The sequence below is a fragment of the Achromobacter pestifer genome (genome assembly GCF_013267355.1).
In the GTDB taxonomy this organism is placed as follows: Bacteria; Pseudomonadota; Gammaproteobacteria; order Burkholderiales; family Burkholderiaceae_B; genus Achromobacter; species Achromobacter pestifer_A.
The window spans coordinates 3506900-3518722 of sequence record NZ_CP053985.1; the positions used below are offsets into that span (position 1 = coordinate 3506900).

Below are 11823 nucleotides of genomic sequence, written 5' to 3' on the forward strand. Positions count from 1 at the left end.
CTTGGAATGTTCTATTTTTTGGTATGCGGGCCGGTCTAAGCCGGCCGTGGACGGCTGCCGGTCGTGGCTGCCGCCCGGGGAGTAGCGGGGTGTCAGTGCTCGAGGTCCCGTTCGGTGATCGCGGGCGGTTCGCCCTGGATGTTCATGCGGCCTTCGTACACCGGCCGGCCGCCGGTCGTTGGACCCTGGTACTGGACGAAGAACAAGGTGCCGCCGGTCTCGGTGCTGAGCGCCTCCTCGATGTGCGGGTCCGGATGGAACACCACGGTGCCGGGACCGTACCTTTTTCCACCCATGTTGAATTCCCCTTCGATCACGTACCAGACCTGGGCGAAGTCGTGCTTGTGCAGCCGGAATCCCGCGCCGGGCTCGTAGCGCAGAAAGCCCGCGTTGGGCTCGGTGGGACGCTCTTCCCGCGTGTGAAAGAGGAACTTCGTCTTGTTCTTGAACCGGCCCATTTCCCATTCCATGTCCTCCGGCCTGCGGTATTCGGGCATGTGGTGGGTCTGCGCCTGATCGAGAACGTCGTTGCTGCTCATGGCTTGCTCCTTGGTGATTGGCCGGGAAAGTCTATCGGCCTTGCGCGGGAATTACTGGATACAAGATTTGCCTGGTGGCAGAGCGTGCGGGAGATATCAGGCGCCCAGGAAATAGGTATTGGACCGGCCCGGGCGGCCTCCCTAGACTGCAAGCCGTCATGGAGAACGAGCTATGCACTTGAAGGGAATCATCGGCTACCTGCTGACGCCTTGCGATGAACGCGGCCGGGTGGATCATGCGCTGCTGCAAGCGCACGTCGAGCGGCTGATCGGCGAGGGCGTGCATGCGCTGGCGCCGCTGGGCAGCGTCGGCTGCCTGCCCTACCTGGATGACGACGAGCGCGAGGCCGTCATCGATACCGTCATCGGCGCGGCGCGCGGGCGGCTGCCCGTGCTGGCGGGCGTGTCCAGCTTGAGCACGGCCAGCACCGTGCGCCACGCGCGCTACGCCGAACGCGCGGGCGCCGCCGCCTTGCAGCTATTGCCCAGCACCTACTGGAAGCTCACCCAGGAAGAGATCCTCGCCTACTACCGCGAGGTCTGCGAGTCGGTCTCCACGCCGGTGATGGTCTACAACAACCCGTTCACCACGGGCATGGACTTGCCCGTCGATTTCCTGGTCCGGCTGGCCGAGCTGCCCAACGTCAGCATGATCAAGGAAAGCAGTCCGGATCCGAGCAAGATCGCCAGGCTGCGCGCGGCCTGCACGGCGAGGACAGCCGTGTACATCGGGCTGAACTGCATGGCGCGGACCGGATTCGCGGAGGGCGCGGCGGGCTGGTGCACGGCGTCGGCCAATGTCAGCGCGTCCTACGCCCTGAACCTGTATCGCTGCGCCATGGCGGGCGACGCGCGCGGCGCGGACGAGTGGTTCGGCCGCCAGATCGATCTATTGAACTTCCTCATGGACCACGGCCTGCCGCGGACCGTGGCCGCGGGCCTGCATCTGCGTGGCTTCGATAGCGGCCGTCTGCGCGCGCCCCTGGCGCCGTTGGCGCCGGATCTGGAACAACGACTTCTTGAAATCCTCAAAAAAATGGAGATAGCTCGATGAACAAGGGATTGCGCCGCTGCATGGCGGCTCTGTTGGGTGTGGTGCTTCCCGCCGCGGCGGCCTGGGCGGGGCCGTATCCCGATCAGCCCATACGCCTGATCGTGCCGTTCGGCGCCGGCGGCGTGACCGACACCACGGCGCGGGTTTTTGCCGAGGGGCTGACGCGCGAGCTGGGCCAGCCGGTGGTGGTGGAGAACCGCGGCGGCGCGGGCGGTTCAATCGCCGCCGGCGCGGTGGCGAAGTCGCCGGCCGACGGCTACACGCTGCTGGTGATCACCAATGGCATGGTCGCCGTCAATCCGCTGATCTACAAGAAGCTGCCTTACGACCCGAACAAGGACTTCACCTACGTCGCGATGCTGGCCAATACGCCGACGGTGCTGGCGGTGGGCGCGGACAGCCCGTATGCGTCGCTGCCGGAAATCATCAAGGCCGCGTCGGCCCAGGCCGATAAGATCGCGTTCTCCACCGCGGGCGAGGGTTCCGACAATTACCAGGTCCTGGAGCTGCTGCAGCAGGCGACCGGCGTGAAGATGCTGCACGTGCCCTACAAGAGCGGATCGGAGTCCATGACGGCCGTGATGAGCCGCAACACGGATCTGACGGCCGTTTCCGCCGTCACCGCCGTCGGCTTCATCGAGGCAAAGCAGATTCGTCCCTACGCGGTGACTTCGTCGCGACGCCTGGCCAACCTGCCCGATATCGCGACGGTCAAGGAAGTGCTGGGCAAGGACGTGGAAGGCGGTTCGTTGTCGGGCATTGCCGTGCCCAAAGGCACGCCAGCCGATGTGGTTGCACGCCTGAACACGGCCATCGCGACGGTGGCCAAGAGCCCGTCGGTGCAGGACAAGATCTACGCGCGTGGCAGCGAACCGGTGGACGGCACGCAGGCGGCGTTCGAACAGAGGGTCCTCGCCGAACAGAAGAAGTGGGCGGAAATCCTTTCCCGTCCGGCGCGGTAAGGGCAGGGCGTCAGGCCGTTTGCGCGTTCAGCACTTCGCGTGCCGTGTCGATGAACCAGCGAACCGCGGGATTCATGGACTCGGCGGGCGCCGCCAACGCCATGGCGTAGGTCAATGGCGCGTCCGCCACGTCCATGAGGTCGACGTAGGCAACGTTGTCGATGGCGATCCTGCGCAGCGCTGCGGGGACGATGGCGACGCCCAGGCCCGCGGCGATGAGCGGCAGGCTGATGAGGGCATGGGACGATTCCTGCAGAACCCGTGGATGGAATCCGGCCCGCTGGCAGGCGGCGACGATCTCTCCCGCGAATCCGGGGCTGTCGGAGTGCGCCAGGGCCACCAACGTTTCATCCGCCAGGTCCGAGAGCCTGGCGCTTGCCATGCCTGCCACCCGATGGCCCGCAGGCACGGCCAGCACCAGCCGTTCCCGCTGCAAGGCCGTGATCGCGATGCCTGGCACCCCGGACGCGGGCGGAACCAGGAATGCCGCGTCCAGTTCGCCGCGCTGCAAGCCCGCCAGGATGCCGACGGTGCTGCCGCTGCTCAGGCGCAGGCGTATGTGCGGAAAGCGCTGTGCGAATTCGGGCAGGATGCGCGGCAACAGGTTCAATGCGGCGCTGGGTACGGCGCATACCCGCAGCGTGCCCATGCGTCCCTGCGCCGCGTCGCGCGCGGCCTGCAACGCCGCATCGGCGCCTTCGAGCAGGCGCTTCGCCTCGCGCAGAAAAGCGCCGCCGGCGACCGTGAGGCGCACGCCCAGGCGGTCCCGTTCGAACAGGTCCGCGCCGATCTCGGCTTCGAGCCGCTTGATGGCGACGCTGAGCGGGGGCTGGGTCATGTGCAGCCGGGCGGCCGCCTTGCGATAGTTCAATTCCGTGGCCAGGACGACGAATTGCCTGAGTTGCCTGAAATCCATGCTGATCTTCCCGTGCCTTTTGTCTTTAGGGCCGCCGCGCCGGCTTCAGCCTTGCGTGCGCTGGAAGTCTGTCATGAAATCGGCCAGCGCGGCCGCCGCGGGCAGGTCGACCGCGTTGTAGAGGCTGGCCCGGATGCCGCCGGTGTGGGAGTGCCCCTTCAACCCCATCAGGCCGGCGTCTTCGGCCTGGCGCAGAAACAGGGGCTCCAGGGCGGAATCGGCCAGGAAGAACGGCACGTTGTTGATGGACCGGAACTCGGGCCGGACCTTGTTGAGATAGAAGCCGCCGCTGGCGTCGATGGCGCGGTACAGCAGCCAGGCCTTGGCCTGGTTGGCCTGGTGGATGCGTTCCATGCCGCCGGTCCGGCGGATCCAGCGCAGCGTAAGCCCGGTCAGATACCAGGAAAAGGTGGCGGGCGTGTTGAGCATGGAGTCCGCCCTCGCCGTGTGCGCGTAGTTCAGCACGTCTGGCGTGATGGGCAGCGCGCCGTCCAGCAGGGCTTCGTCCACCACCACGACCGTGACGCCGGCGGGCCCCATGTTCTTCTGCGCGGCGGCGTAGATCAGACCGTGCCGGGAGACGTCGATGGGCTTGGACAGCAGGCTGGAACAGGCATCGCACACCAGCGGGACGGGCACGTCCGGCGCGCTCGGAAATTGCACGCCGTGCACCGTCTCGTTCTCCGTGTAGTGCAGATAGGCCGCGTTGGCGTCGAGCCTCCATGCGCCGGGCGCGGGCACGCGGTCGAAACCCGACGCCTCGCTGCTGGCCGCGACGCGGACCTCGCAATAGCGCCTGGCCGCCTCGATGGCCTTGCCGGACCAGAGCCCGGTGTGCAGGTAATCCGCGGAGGCCTTGCCGCGCAACAGGTTCATCGGCACCTGCGAAAACTGCAGCGAAGCGCCGCCTTGCAGGAATAGCACCTTGTAGCGGTCCGGGATCTGCAGGATGGCCCGCAGGTCCAGTTCTGCCTGGCGCGCGATGTCGATGAACACGCGTGAGCGGTGGCTGATTTCCATTACCGACATGCCGGTGCCTGCGAAATCGAAGAACTCTTCGTGCGCTTCCTGCAGCACTTCCAGCGGCAGCGCGGCCGGGCCTGCGCTGAAGTTGTATGACCTTGCCATGTGTCCTGACCCTGTCCCGCGTGGCGCGGGCTCTTGCAAAGTTGCGCCACGTGGTGGCCGTGGCGAACGCTTGAGTCTACGGATAGAATGGCCGGCCTGGACAGGCCAGTTTTTCTCTTGTGAGCAGACCGCATGGCAAAAACCTTCGAGCTGGACACGCTGAAGATGCGCATGAACGATGCGGAACTCCAGCGCCTGGAGCTGCATCAGCGCATCCAGCGCGCGCTGCGCGCCCTGATCCTGGACGGCGCGCTGGGGCCGGGCCTCAGGCTGCCCGCGACCCGCGGGCTGGCCAAGTCGCTGGGCGTGGCACGCGACACCGTCGAGAACGCCTATGTGCAGCTGCACCGCGACGGCTACATCGTGCGCCGCGAGGGCTCGGGCAGCTATGTGTCCCAGACCGTGGGCACCGAGCTGCGCGGCGCCGCGCGCAGGCGCGCGAAGCTGGATCCCAAGCTGGGCGCGCCGCAGCCGGGGGCGGGCCTGAGCCGGCGCGGGCGCATGATCCTGGACAGCGGCGGGGTTGCGGACCAGCAGATCATCAAGGCGTTCGCCACGGGCCTGCCGGAGACTCGTACATTTCCCACCGATGCCTGGGAACGCCTGCAACGCCAGGTCCTGAAGGACTACCGCGGCCATGTGCTGCTGCATGGCGACCCGCAGGGCGCCGAGTCCTTGCGCCGCGCCATCGCCGCCTACCTGAACCTGGAGCGCGGGGCCAAGGTCTCGCCCGAGCAGGTCCTGGTGCTGAGCAGCACCCGCCAGGCCCTGTTCCTGTGCGCGCAATTGCTGGCGGACGCCGGCAAGCCCATGCTGATGGAAAACCCCGGTTACTTCGGCGCGCGCAAGGCCTTCGAATCCGCGGAGACGCGCATCGTCCCCATCGACGTCGACGTGCAGGGCATACGCATGGATCTGCTGCGCGCGGACCGCAGCGGCGCCAACTGCGTGTACGTGACGCCGTCGCACCAGTACCCCACCGGCGTGACGCTGTCGCTCGAGCGCAGGCTGGAACTGATCGGTTGGGCGGCCGAGCACGGCAAGTGGATCATCGAGGACGATTACGACAGCGAATTCCACTACGACGGCCTGCCCACCGCCTGCGTGCAAGGCCTGGACATGCATCAACGCACCATCTACCTGGGCACGTTCAGCAAGACGCTGTATCCGGGGCTCAGGATGGGATACATGGCGCTGCCGCCCGGCCTGGTCGACGCCTTTGCCCGCGCGCGCAGCATCATGGACGGGCATACCCCGCAGATCCTGCAGCTGACGCTGGCGCGCTTCATGGACGACGGTCATTACAACTCGCATGTGCGGGCCATGCGCAAGCTGTATGCGGGACGCAGGCAGGTGCTGCTGGAATCCCTGGGCAAGCACCTGGGCGGCATCGTGCAGGCCGTCAGGCCTCCCGGCGGGTTGCAGATCCCGTGCCTGCTCGAGCGTGGATGGTCCGAGGAAAAGACCATCCGCCAGGCCGAGGCTGCCGGCCTGCGCCTGCCCGGGCTGAGCCGGCTCTATGCGGGCGATTACAAGCAGCCGGGCTGGCTGCTGGGCTACGCCTCCCTGACGGCTTACGAAATCGAAGCCGCGGTGCTGCGGCTGTCGAATGCGTTGAGGAAGGCGTAGAGGTTTTCAGTACGGCAGCGGAAAGCGCCTGGCCAACTCGGCCACACCCTCGCGGATGGCCCTTTCCGTGCGGGCGTCGACGGCCCCGGCGCGCACGCCGCCCAGCAAGGCCAGGATCATGTCGCCGATTTCCTGGAATTCGGCGGCCCCCATGCCGCGCGAGGTGCAGGCGGCGCTGCCCACGCGTATGCCGGAGGTGACCGCGGGCTTGGCGGCATCGTTGGGCACGGCGTTCTTGTTCAGGGTGATGCCCACCTGTTCCAGCGCTTGCTCCGCCGTGTTGCCGGCCAGGCCCCAGGGCCGCAGGTCGACCACGCCCAGATGGCAGTCGGTGCCGCCCGACACGATGGACAGCCCGCCCTCGGCCAGCCGGCGGCACAGGACGCGGGCGTTTTCGACCACGGCGTGGGCATAGGTGTGGAACGCGGGCTGCAGCGCTTCGCCCAGGGCCACGGCCTTGGCGGCGATGATGTGCATCAACGGACCGCCCTGCAGGCCTGGAAACACCGCCGAATCGATCTTGCGGGCGAGTTCGCCGTCATTGGTCAGGATCATGCCGCCGCGCGGGCCGCGCAAGGTCTTGTGCGTGGTGGTGGTCGTGATGTGCGCATGCGGCACCGGCGACGGATATGCCCCGGCCGCGGTCAGGCCGGCGAAATGCGCCATGTCCGCCATGAAGATCGCGCCCACCTCGTCGGCGATGGCGCGAAAGCGTGCGAAGTCCAGCGTGCGCGAATAGGCCGAGCCGCCGGCGATGATGAGTTTGGGCCGTTCCTGGCGCGCGATGCGCTCGACCTCGTCCATGTCCACAAGATGCGTGACAGGATCGACGCCATAGCTCAGCGCCTGCAGCCAGCGCCCCGACATGTTGACCTTGGAACCGTGGGTCAGGTGCCCGCCCGCCTTCAGGTCCAGGCCGAGGATCTTGTCGCCCGGCGCCAGCAGCGCCAGATAGACCGCCTGGTTGGCCTGGCTGCCGGAGTGGGGCTGCACGTTGGCGTAGCGGGCGCCGAACAGGCGCGTGGCGCGCTCGATGGCGATTTTCTCGGCCACGTCGGCGTTGACGCAGCCGCCGTAATAGCGGCGGCCGGGGTAGCCCTCGGCGTACTTGTTCGTCAGCACGGAGCCCTGGACTTCCAGCACCGCGCGGCTGACGAAGTTTTCGGAAGCGATCAGTTCGATCGAGTGCATCTGGCGGCGCCGTTCGGCGTCGATGGCGCCCCAGATGCCGGGATCGGCCTGCGCCAGGGGCAAGGCGCTGACGGCAGGCAACGCGAGGCTGTCGGGAAGGTGGGTGTTCGTCACGGGGGTTCCTGTTTCGATTGGCAAGTGGCGATAGGAGGTCAAGGATTCGCGGCTAGCGCTCGCTGGCCGCCATGGATCAGCAGGTGCGCGGTCAGGCCAGCGACCAGACCCCAGAACGCCCCGCCCACGCCCAGCAAGGTGACGTTGGCGGCGGTGGCGAGAAAGGTGATGAGCGCGGTCTCCCGGGTGCGGGCGTCGGCCATCGCATTGGCCAGGCTGCCGCCGATGGCGCCCAGCAGGGCAAGGCCGGCCAGCGTGGTGATGAACGCCTTGGGCAGCACCATGAACAAGGTCGCCAGCGTGACGCCGAAGGTGCCCACCAGGATGTAGAACACGCCGCAGGCCAGGCCTGCGATGTAGCGTTTGGCGGGATCCGCATGCGCGTCCCGGCCGGTGCAGATCGCGGCGGTGATCGCGGCCACGTTGAAGGCATGCGCGCCGAATGGCGCCATGATGAGCGAACCCAGGCCCGTCACCGTGAGGATGGGGTTCGCGCTGGTCCGGTAGCCGTCGTTGCGCAGCACCAGCATGCCGGGCATGTATTGCCCCGTCAGCGTGATGATGAAGAGCGGCAGGGCGACGCCCAGCAGGGCCTGCAACGAGAACCGCGGCATCTCGAACACCGGCGCGGCCAGGCTGAGGTGGACTGCCGAGAAGTCGATGCGGCCCTGCGCGATGAGCAGCCCCAGGCCGATGACCAGGATGCCGACCACCGCGAAACGCGAGGTAAAGCGCTTGAGCAGAGCGTAGGAAATGACCAGCACGATCACCAGCAGCGGATCGGCGCTGGCGCCGCCGAAGGCATTGACGCCGAACTGCAGCAGGATGCCGGCCAGCAGGCCGGCGGCGATGCCGCCCGGAATCATGCGCACCAGTTTTTCGAATGCGCCGGACAGGCCCAGCACGATGAAGCCCAGCGCCGACAGGATGTAGGCGCCGATGACCTCGCCGTAGGGCGTGAAAGGCATCACGGTCGCCAGAAACGCCACGCCGGGCGTGGACCAGGCAGTGATGACTGGGGCCTTGTAGCGCCAGCTCAGCAGCGCGCCCGTGATGCCCACGCCGACGGAGACCGCCCATACCCAGGAAGTGGTCTGGGCCGGCGTCAGCCTGGCCAGTTCCGCCGCCTGGAACACCAGCACGAAAGTGCCGCCGTAGTTCACCAGCACCGAGATCAGGGCCGCGACGGTGGGGGAAAGGAAATCGGCGGGTCTGAGGCCAGCCGGCGATGCGTTCATGTAGCACTCCGCGTTCGTGGTGGGGCCTGGCTGTGCGGCCAGGCTTGAACGGGAAGTCTAGGTTGCTCGCGGTATGTTTATACCAGCCACATTGAAGGCGATGGGCAGACCGCTTTTGGGCGGGAGCAGCATTGCCGGCGCCGAATGCAGGGGCAGGATCAGGATCAGCGCCACGCCTCCTTCAAGGCTTGTGCGATCGCCGATGCCTGGCGCAGCCCGGCCTCGGCGGCTTCGGCGCGCCGCGCGGGGTCCAGCACGTTGTCGCCTATGGCCCGCTCGCTGGCCGAGTCCGGCAGCACGGCATGGACCTGGCTGCCGGCCTCGCGCAGCGTCTGCAGTTCGCGCCGCAGATGGCCGCTGACCGGATTGCCGTCACGATAACCCAGCGGCGCCAGCACCACGACTTGCCCGTAGCCGGCAGCCATGTCGGCATTGGTCATGGAGCGGATGCCGCCGTCCATGTAGGCCGCGCCGCCGATGGGAACGGCCGGCCAGGCGCCGGGCACGGCGCAGCTGGCGGCGATGGCATCGACGAAATCCACCTGGTCGGCGGCGCTGAAACTGCGCCCCTCGCCCGTGGCCGTGTCGACCGCGACCACCAGCAACGGACGGGAGGGCCAGTCGCTGGTGCCCAGGCGGGCGGCGATGATGGCGCGGCGTTCTGCCAGCGTGGGCGTGGCGCTGCGCAAGGCATGGGCGCCGATGCGCTGGCGCGCCTGCCGCAGGTCTGCGCCGACCTTGCCGTACAGCTCACGGTTCTTGTCGTCAGCCGCTTGTTGCGAGTAGGGGCGGTACTGCTCGGCGCCTGTTCCCCCCAGTTGCGTCGCCAGCAGCTGCATGGGCGGGACGCCCAGCGCCAGTTGCGCGCCGGCGACGGAACCCGCCGAGCAACCGATGAACAGGTCCGCGGCGGCGAGGGCTACGTCCTGGCTCGCCAGGCCCGCAAGGATGCCGATCTCCCAGGCCAGCCCGGTCACGCCGCCGCAGCCCAGTACCAGGCAGCGCCTCTTCTGAGCGTGCGGCATTCAGGCAGTCTCGGCGCGGGTGGCGGCGCACGGCTCGGCCTCGCCCACGCTGGAGGCCGGGCGGTAGTGGTAGTCGCCCATGTCCGTCTTGCGCAGCATGTGCCAGTAGTCGTCGTTGCGGAACGGGGTGGGTGCCACCACTTTTCCATGCGCGTTGCGATACCAGTTGCTCATGCCCTTGTGGGTCCAGATCATGCGGTCGTGGGCCGCCTGGACGCGCGCGTTGTAGGCGTCGTGCCGGTCCCTGCGCACTTCGATCTCGAAGCGTTCGCCTGCCCGCTCCATGCCCTGCTGCAGCAAGCCCAAGACATAGCGCACCTGGGTCTCCAGCAGGGCGACGACGCTGCCGCCATGGCCCAGGGCGGTGTTGGGACCGGCCAGGATGAACAGATTGGGAAAGCCCGGCGCGGCGACCCCCATGAAGGCTTCGGCTCCTTTTTCGTCCCAGGCCTCGCGGATCGATCGTCCGCCGCGGCCGTAGAGCTTGAACGAGGACAGCAGATTGATGGCGTCGAAGCCTGTCGCGACCACCAGCACGTCCAGTTCATGCGCATTGCCGTTGTCGCTTACCACGGCGTTTTCAGTGACCCGCTCGATACCGCCGGTGACCAGCTTCACATGGTCCCGCGCCATGGTGCGGAACCAGCCATTGTCCATCAGCATGCGCTTGCCGAAGGGCGGGTAGTCGGGCAGTACATCGGGCAGCAGATCCTGGCGTTCGCCGAGTTCCGTCTTGATGTAGCTGGTGAAGTGCTCGCGATGCTTGTCGTTGATCTGGTTGATCGCGCGCTCGGGGTGCGGCCATTGCGGATCGATCTGCAGGGTCGCATGGACCCGGTCGTTGAAGATCCAGGCTAGGCGCTGGCGATACCACTCCTGGTAGTAAGGCACTTCGCGCAGCAGGAAGCGGACGTCCTGGGGCACGGGTTTCTGGAACTTCTCGAAAGGCGCGGCCCATTGCCTGGAACGCTGGAACACGGTCAGGGAGCGGACGTGGTCGGCGATCGCGGGCACGACCTGCATGGAGCTGGCGCCGTTGCCGATGATGCCCACGTTCTTGCCGCGCAGGTCGATGCCCTCCGGCCAGTTGGCGGTATGGAAGCAGGGACCCTTGAAGCTGTCCAGGCCTGGTATGGGCGGCAGCTTGGGCACGTTGAGCAGGCCCACCGCGCTGATGACGATGTCGGCCACGTAGTCCTGGACCTGGCCGTCCTGCCCCGTTGTGCGCACGTTCCAGCGCAGCGTGGATTCGTCGTAGCGGGCGGACTCGACGCGGGTGTTGAAGCGGATGTTGGAGCGCACGCCGTATTTGTCGGCGACGCCTTCGAAATAGCCTTGGATTTCGCCTTGCAAGGCGAAGTAGCGCGACCAGTCGTGCTTGGCGAAGGAATACGAGTAGATATGGTTGGGTGTGTCCACGCCGGCGCCGGGATAGCGGTTCTCGTACCAGGTGCCGCCGACTTCGGCATTCTTCTCGATCACGACGTAGGGAATGCCCGCGCCTTGCAGGCGGATCGCCGCGCACAGGCCGGCCACGCCCGCGCCGATGACCAGGACACGATAGCCTGGCGGCACCTGGAACGTATCGCGTTGCTCTAGCGCGAAGTCCGGATCCAGCCCCAGCCATGCGGCGATCATGGGGCCGTACGAGTCAGGAACCTCTTCCCCGATGCTGGTGCGCAGCATGGCGACCAGCTGTTCATGCGCAGGCGCGGGCAGCCCGGGCGGTTGGCCGCGGCGGACCATCAGGATGGCCGAGTACGCGGCCTCGCGGACCTCTTCCTGCACGGTGTCCGGCAGGCCGCCGGGGTCGTTGTCTTCAAGGCCGCGGATGCGCGAGCACTGGTAGCGCTCGGACAGCCATTGCGTGTCGCCCGTCAGGTGCACCAGCACCATGAGCAGGGTGGGGATGTTGGCGCTGGCAAGCGCGCGCTTGAGCGTGGCCTCCCACACGTCGTTGCCGAGCGGTTTTGCCGGGGCCAGGGTATCGCGATGCATGTAAGGGTCCTTCGAGGAATGGCGTGGGG

At 67.3% G+C, this 11823-nt stretch carries 10 protein-coding genes; 3 read left to right on the top strand and 7 right to left on the bottom strand.

Annotation, left to right across the window (positions count from 1 at the left end; genetic code table 11):
• Positions 1-92 precede the first annotated feature (92 nt).
• Positions 93-539, bottom strand: coding sequence for a cupin domain-containing protein (locus FOC84_RS16945; RefSeq protein ID WP_173145441.1), 447 nt, complete (start codon positions 537-539; stop codon positions 93-95).
• A gap of 172 nt (positions 540-711) precedes the next feature.
• On the opposite strand from FOC84_RS16945, the gene FOC84_RS16950 reads away from it, so the two are divergent.
• Both FOC84_RS16950 and FOC84_RS16955 read left to right on the top strand, forming a co-directional pair.
• On the top strand, positions 712-1593 hold the full coding sequence (locus FOC84_RS16950; protein ID WP_173145442.1) for a dihydrodipicolinate synthase family protein: 882 nt from the start codon (positions 712-714) through the stop codon (positions 1591-1593).
• Positions 1590-2555: a Bug family tripartite tricarboxylate transporter substrate binding protein gene (locus tag FOC84_RS16955; protein ID WP_173145443.1), complete on the top strand. Its 966-nt coding sequence runs from the start codon at positions 1590-1592 to the stop codon at positions 2553-2555. Before FOC84_RS16950 ends, FOC84_RS16955 begins: the two co-directional genes overlap by 4 nt.
• Before the next feature lie 10 nt (positions 2556-2565).
• On the opposite strand, the gene FOC84_RS16960 is transcribed toward FOC84_RS16955, so the two are convergent.
• Positions 2566-3471: a LysR family transcriptional regulator gene (locus FOC84_RS16960; RefSeq protein WP_173145444.1), complete on the bottom strand. Its 906-nt coding sequence runs from the start codon at positions 3469-3471 to the stop codon at positions 2566-2568.
• Between the two features lie 45 nt (positions 3472-3516).
• Positions 3517-4599 (bottom strand): 3-phosphoserine/phosphohydroxythreonine transaminase, encoded by a 1083-nt coding sequence (gene serC / locus FOC84_RS16965; RefSeq protein ID WP_173145445.1) that lies wholly within the window; start codon positions 4597-4599, stop codon positions 3517-3519.
• A gap of 132 nt (positions 4600-4731) precedes the next feature.
• Between serC and FOC84_RS16970 the strand changes: the two genes are divergently transcribed.
• Positions 4732-6228 carry a PLP-dependent aminotransferase family protein gene (locus tag FOC84_RS16970; protein WP_173145446.1) on the top strand — a complete coding sequence of 499 codons (1497 nt, stop codon included), beginning with the start codon at positions 4732-4734 and terminating at the stop codon, positions 6226-6228.
• 6 nt (positions 6229-6234) lie between these two features.
• On the opposite strand, the gene FOC84_RS16975 is transcribed toward FOC84_RS16970, so the two are convergent.
• The 4 genes from FOC84_RS16975 to FOC84_RS16990 all read right to left on the bottom strand — a co-directional run bounded on the left by FOC84_RS16975 (position 6235) and on the right by FOC84_RS16990 (position 11794).
• Entirely contained in the window at positions 6235-7533 is a 1299-nt protein-coding gene (locus FOC84_RS16975; RefSeq protein WP_173145447.1) for a serine hydroxymethyltransferase, read from the bottom strand.
• 38 nt (positions 7534-7571) lie between these two features.
• Positions 7572-8771 carry a benzoate/H(+) symporter BenE family transporter gene (locus tag FOC84_RS16980; protein WP_173145448.1) on the bottom strand — a complete coding sequence of 400 codons (1200 nt, stop codon included), beginning with the start codon at positions 8769-8771 and terminating at the stop codon, positions 7572-7574.
• Positions 8772-8935: 164 nt separating this feature from the next.
• Positions 8936-9796, bottom strand: coding sequence for a patatin-like phospholipase family protein (locus tag FOC84_RS16985; RefSeq protein WP_173145449.1), 861 nt, complete (start codon positions 9794-9796; stop codon positions 8936-8938).
• On the bottom strand, positions 9797-11794 hold the full coding sequence (locus FOC84_RS16990) for a flavin-containing monooxygenase (RefSeq protein WP_173145450.1): 1998 nt from the start codon (positions 11792-11794) through the stop codon (positions 9797-9799). It abuts the gene before it with no gap.
• Positions 11795-11823 lie beyond the last annotated feature (29 nt).

Coding starts and splice junctions, on each gene's coding strand:
- FOC84_RS16955 (WP_173145443.1), top strand. CDS start 1,590: ATGAACAAGGGATTGCGCCGCTGCATGGCGGCTCTGTTGGGTGTGGTG.
- FOC84_RS16970 (WP_173145446.1), top strand. CDS start 4,732: ATGGCAAAAACCTTCGAGCTGGACACGCTGAAGATGCGCATGAACGAT.
- FOC84_RS16950 (WP_173145442.1), top strand. CDS start 712: ATGCACTTGAAGGGAATCATCGGCTACCTGCTGACGCCTTGCGATGAA.
- FOC84_RS16960 (WP_173145444.1), bottom strand. CDS start 3,471: ATGGATTTCAGGCAACTCAGGCAATTCGTCGTCCTGGCCACGGAATTG.
- serC (WP_173145445.1), bottom strand. CDS start 4,599: ATGGCAAGGTCATACAACTTCAGCGCAGGCCCGGCCGCGCTGCCGCTG.
- FOC84_RS16990 (WP_173145450.1), bottom strand. CDS start 11,794: ATGCATCGCGATACCCTGGCCCCGGCAAAACCGCTCGGCAACGACGTG.
- FOC84_RS16945 (WP_173145441.1), bottom strand. CDS start 539: ATGAGCAGCAACGACGTTCTCGATCAGGCGCAGACCCACCACATGCCC.
- FOC84_RS16980 (WP_173145448.1), bottom strand. CDS start 8,771: ATGAACGCATCGCCGGCTGGCCTCAGACCCGCCGATTTCCTTTCCCCC.
- FOC84_RS16985 (WP_173145449.1), bottom strand. CDS start 9,796: ATGCCGCACGCTCAGAAGAGGCGCTGCCTGGTACTGGGCTGCGGCGGC.